Annotated in this window: 1 protein-coding gene, 1 pseudogene and 1 riboswitch; the gene and the pseudogene both read right to left on the bottom strand. The window is 73.6% G+C overall.

Translation table 11 applies throughout. The features are described from left to right. Window positions 1-155: 155 nt before the first annotated feature. A pseudogene (locus JS521_RS26145) lies at window positions 156-539 on the bottom strand (DUF4037 domain-containing protein); the annotation flags it as partial. Window positions 540-726: 187 nt separating this feature from the next. After that, on the bottom strand, window positions 727-4,332 hold the full coding sequence (gene cobN / locus JS521_RS26140) for a cobaltochelatase subunit CobN (protein ID WP_205085430.1): 3,606 nt from the start codon (window positions 4,330-4,332) through the stop codon (window positions 727-729). A gap of 118 nt (window positions 4,333-4,450) precedes the next feature. Continuing rightward, a riboswitch (cobalamin riboswitch) is annotated at window positions 4,451-4,536 on the bottom strand. Between the last annotated feature and the right edge of the window lie 70 nt (window positions 4,537-4,606).

Here is a 4,606-nt window from a genome sequence, read left to right as displayed (position 1 = left end):
CCGCCGGCCCGGTGTCGGCCCCCCCAGTGTTGGCCCCCCCCCCCCCCCCGGGGGCCGGGGGGGCGGTTTTCGCGGCTCCCCCCCCCCCCCCCCCCCCCCCGGGCCCCCCCCCGGGGCCCCGGCTTCGTGAGCCCGTCAGCCGCCTCGCGCGCCCGTCATTCGGCCAGCCCGTCCACCGCCGCCCGCACCGGCCCCGGCCGCCCCAGGAAGTCCGTGCTGTCCGCCCACTGGTCCACGCTCCCGGTCAGCGGCAGATCCCGCAGGTCCGGGTCGGTGACGGTGCGGGCCAGTGCCTGGGCGAAGCGCTCGGCGTGCAGCACCTGGAACGGGCGGCTGTGGTACGGCCGTCGCGTCGGGTCCACCTCCTCGGTGAGGCCCGTGCGGTTCTGGGCCTCGGCCACGCGCTCGTACGCGTCGCAGAGGTGCCGCTCGCGGGTCGCGTAGTCGCCGGCCGTGACGGCTCCCCGCAGCCAGGGCAGCAGGTCGTCGGCCCCGGGCAGCCGGGCGAAAGCGCTCCCCAGCCACTTGCTGTACGGCGCGTCCGGGAACTCCGCTTCGAGGATCGGCCGCACCGCTTCCTCGTAGAGGATCCGGGACAGTTCGAGGCCGGACAGGAAGGCGCGGGCGGGGATCGTCATGCGCCCACTGTGCTGGGTGGGGGCCGCTGGGGCCATCGCATATCCGCCGCGCCGCGCCCCACCGGTCGGTGGCGGCGGGCCCGCCGGGTCAGTCCTCGCCCTCCAGGTTGCCTTCCGTCTCCAGGTACACCTGGCGCAGCGCGTCCAGAACCGCCGGGTCGGGCTTGGCCCACATGCCGCGGGACTCGGCCTCCAGCAGGCGTTCCGCGATGCCGTGCAGGGCCCAGGGGTTGGCCTCCTGGAGGAACTGCTTGTTCTCCGGGTCCAGGACGTACGTCTGGGTGAGCTTGTCGTACATCCAGTCGGCGACCACGCCCGTCGTGGCGTCGTAGCCGAAGAGGTAGTCGACCGTGGCCGCCAGCTCGAAAGCACCCTTGTAGCCGTGGCGGCGCATCGCCTCGATCCACTTCGGGTTGACCACGCGGGCCCGGAAGACGCGGGACGTCTCCTCGACGAGCGTGCGCGTGCGGACCGTCTCGGGGCGGGTGGAGTCGCCGATGTACGCCTCCGGGGCCGAGCCCTTCAGCGCGCGCACGGTCGCCACCATGCCGCCGTGGTACTGGAAGTAGTCGTCGGAGTCCGCGATGTCGTGCTCGCGGGTGTCGGTGTTCTTCGCGGCGACCTCGATGCGCTTGTAGGCGCTCTCCATCTCCTCGCGGGCCGGGCGGCCGTCGAGCTCGCGGCCGTAGGCGTAGCCGCCCCAGACCGTGTAGACCTCGGCGAGGTCGGCGTCGGTGCGCCAGTCGCGGGAGTCGATGAGCTGGAGGAGGCCCGCGCCGTACGTGCCGGGGCGGGAGCCGAAGATGCGGGTGGTGGCCCGGCGTTCGTCGCCGTGTTCCGCCAGGTCGGCCTGAGTGTGCGCCCGTACGTAGTTGCGCTCGGCCGGCTCGTCGAGGGATGCCGCCAGGCGTACGGCGTCGTCGAGCAGCCCGACCGTGTGCGGGAACGCGTCGCGGAAGAAGCCCGAGATGCGGAGCGTGACGTCGATGCGGGGGCGGCCCAACTCCTCGTACGGGATGGGCTCCAGGCCCGTCACGCGGCGCGAGGCGTCGTCCCAGACGGGGCGGATGCCGAGCAGCGCGAACGCCTCCGCGATGTCGTCGCCCGCCGTGCGCATCGCGCTGGTGCCCCAGAGGGAGAGGCCGACCGAGGTGGGCCAGTCGCCGTTGTCGGTGCGGTAGCGGGTCAGGAGCGAGTCGGCCAGGGCCTGGCCCGTCTCCCAGGCCAGCTTCGACGGGACCGCCTTCGGGTCCACCGAGTAGAAGTTACGGCCCGTGGGGAGCACGTTGACCAGGCCGCGGAGCGGAGAGCCCGACGGGCCCGCAGGGACGAAGCCGCCGTTCAACGCGTGCACGGCGTGGGTGAGTTCGTCGGTCGTCGCCGCCATGCGCGGGACGACCTCCGTGGCCGCGAAGGTGAGGATGTCGGCCACGGCGTCCGGGAGGTCGGCCGCGACCCCGGCCACTGCCTCCGGGTTCCAGTCCGCGTCGTCCATCGCCTGGACGAGCGCGCGCGCCTGCTCCTCGATCTCGTCGGCGGCGGTGCGGGTGGCAGCCGACTCGTCCAGGCCGAGCGCCTCGCGCAGGCCGGGGAGGGATGCCGTACCGCCCCAGATCTGGCGGGCGCGGAGGACCGCGAGGACCAGGTTGACCCGGTCGTTCCCGGCGGGCGGGTTGCCCAGGACGTGCAGGCCGTCGCGGATCTGGACGTCCTTGATCTCGCAGAGCCAGCCGTCCAGATGCATGATGAAGTCGTCGAAGCCCTCGTCCTCCGGGCGGTCCTCCACCCCGAGGTCGTGGTCGAGCTTCGCCGCCTGGATCAGCGTCCAGATCTGGGCCCGGATCGCGGGCAGCTTCGCCGGGTCCATCGCGGCGATCTGCGCGTGCTCGTCCAGGAGTTGCTCCAGGCGCGCGATGTCGCCGTAGCTGTCGGCGCGGGCCATCGGCGGGACGAGGTGGTCGATCAGGGTGGCGTGGACGCGGCGCTTCGCCTGCGTACCCTCGCCCGGGTCGTTCACCAGGAACGGGTAGACCAGCGGCAGATCGCCGAGGGCGGCGTCGGGGCCGCAGGCGGCGGAGAGGCCCGCGTTCTTGCCGGGCAGCCACTCCAGGTTGCCGTGCTTGCCCAGGTGGATCATCGCGTCCGCGCCGAACCCGTTGTCCTCTGCGGCGGCGGAGATCCAGCGGTACGCGGCCAAGTAGTGGTGGGACGGCGGGAGATCGGGGTCGTGGTAGATCGCGATCGGGTTCTCGCCGAAGCCGCGCGGCGGCTGGATGAGGATGAGGAGGTTCCCGCGCCGCAGGGCCGCGAGGACGATGTCGCCCTCCGGGTTGGCGGAGCGGTCGACGAACATCTCGCCGGGGGCCGGGCCCCAGTGCTCCTCCACCGACTCCCGCAGCTCCTGGGGGAGTTCGGCGAACCAGCGGCGGTAGTCGGCGGCCGGGATCCGGACCGGGTTCTTCGCCAACTGCTCCTCGGTGAGCCACTCCTGGTCGTGGCCGCCCGCGTCGATCAGCGCGTAGATCAGCTCGTCGCCGTCGCCGGAGACCAGGCCCGGGATCTCCTCCTCGGGCCCGAAGTCGTACCCCTCGGCGCGCAGGCGGCGCAGCAGGGCCACGGCGCTGGCGGGGGTGTCGAGGCCCACCGCGTTGCCGATGCGGGAGTGCTTCGTCGGGTAGGCGGAGAGGACCAGCGCGATCTTCTTCTCCGCGTTGGGGATGGTCCGCAGCTTCGCGTGGCGTACGGCGATCCCGGCGACCCGGGCCGCGCGCTCGGCGTCGGGGACGTACGCCGGGAGACCGTCCTCGTCGATCTCCTTGAAGGAGAAGGGGACCGTGATCAGGCGGCCGTCGAACTCCGGCACCGCGATCTGGGTGGCCGCGTCCAGCGGGGAGACGCCCTCGTCGTTCTCCTCCCAGGCGCTGCGCGGGCTGGTGAGGCAGAGCGCCTGGAGGATCGGCACGTCGAGCTGGGTCAGCGCGCCCGCGTCCCACGACTCGTCGTCGCCGCCGGCCGAGGCCGCGGCCGGCTTGGTGCCGCCCGCCGCGAGGACCGTGGTCACGATGGCGTCGGCGGTGCGGAGCCGGTCGATGAGGTCGGCCTCCGGCGTACGGAGAGACGCGACGTACAGCGGGAGCGGGCGAGCCCCGGCGTCCTCGACCGCCGTGCACAGCGCGTCCACGAACGCGGTGTTCCCGCTCATGTGGTGGGCGCGGTAGTAGAGGACGGCGACCGTCGGCGCACCCTCGGGCACCGCGCGGGCCTCCCGCTCCAGCGGACCCCACGCGGGGGCCGGGGCGGGCGGCTCGAAGCCGTGGCCGGTCAGCAGCACGGTGTCGGAGAGGAACCGGGCCAGCTGCTCCAGGTTGGCGGGCCCACCGTGCGCGAGGTAGGCGTGCGCCTCGGCGGCGATGCCGATCGGCACGGTGGACGCGGCCATCAACTGGGCGTCGGGGGCCTGCTCACCGGTCAGCACGACGACCGGGCGGCCGGTGGCCAGCACCGCGTCGAGGCCCTCCTGCCATGCCCGTACGCCGCCGAGCAGCCGTACGACCACGAGGTCGACGCCGTCCAGCAGCTCCGGCAGTCCGCCGAGGTCGACGCGGGAGGGGTTGGCGTACCGGTAGCTGACGGGCCCCGCGGAAGCGCGGGCGCTCAGGAGGTCGGTGTCGGACGTCGACAGGAGCAGGATCATGCTGCGTCAGGCCTTCCTCGGGGTGTCCACGCCCCGGGCGGTGTCGGAGGGTCTCCCCTGCCGCCCGGCACAGGGCCGGGCGCCGCGCCCGGTGGGAAAACCGGGCGCTCGGGGAAGGGAGTTCCTGACTCGTCCGGCAGCCGGTGGTGTCGGCGGCCGGACTCACAGTGGCGGGACCGCGCCGGAATCTCACCGGGCTTCCTCCCCTGTCGCCGTCTGGCGATGGCGGCCTGAACGGACCACCGTCTGCATCCTAAGCGGCGGGGGTGGGGGC

The organism is Streptomyces durocortorensis (assembly GCF_016901035.1).
In the GTDB taxonomy this organism is placed as follows: Bacteria; Actinomycetota; Actinomycetes; order Streptomycetales; family Streptomycetaceae; genus Streptomyces; species Streptomyces durocortorensis.
Note: the sequence above shows the minus strand (reverse complement) of the source record. Positions and strands in the feature narration are given on the sequence as shown.

Excerpts from the sequence above, each read along its gene's own strand:
- cobN (WP_205085430.1), bottom strand. The coding sequence starts at position 4,332 with ATGATCCTGCTCCTGTCGACGTCCGACACCGACCTCCTGAGCGCCCGC.